The sequence below is a fragment of the Staphylococcus sp. EG-SA-17 genome (assembly GCF_017151845.1).
Taxonomy (GTDB): domain Bacteria; phylum Bacillota; class Bacilli; order Staphylococcales; family Staphylococcaceae; genus Staphylococcus; species Staphylococcus aureus.
This window is the reverse complement of record NZ_JACVZO010000089.1, coordinates 1-487: the sequence shown is the minus strand read 5'-3', so window position 1 is coordinate 487 and position 487 is coordinate 1. Positions and strand designations below refer to the sequence as shown.

Genomic DNA, 487 nt, shown 5'->3' with positions numbered 1-487 from the left:
ACCCACAACTACATCATACGTACCCATTCTTAAGTCACGAATAATTTCAATACGTTCTAACGTTTTAATCTCTGAGTGTAAATAATTAACTTTAATACCCGCTTCTTTCATGTAAGTCGTTAAGTCTTCACTCATTTTTTTAGTTAACGTTGTGACTAAGACACGTTCATCTCTATCAATACGTTCTTGAATTTCACTAAGTAAATCATCAATTTGATTTTTAGTTGGTCGAACATCAATTTTAGGATCTAAAAGACCAGTAGGACGGATAATTTGTTCAATCATTTCATCGGTATGTTCAATCTCATAAGGTCCTGGTGTAGCTGATACATATACCAATTGATTCGTTTTTTGTTCAAACTCCTCAAATTTTAATGGTCGGTTATCCATCGCACTAGGTAATCGGAAACCATGATCTACTAGCACTTGCTTACGCGCACGGTCACCATTAAACATCCCTCTTATTTGTGGCAATGTAACGTGAGAC

1 protein-coding gene is annotated in these 487 nt (G+C 35.5%); it reads right to left on the bottom strand.

What is annotated here, in order from left to right; all coding sequences use genetic code 11:
* A partial coding sequence (locus tag IDG65_RS14185; protein WP_274611364.1) for a helicase-related protein occupies positions 1-487 on the bottom strand: 487 nt, incomplete at both ends.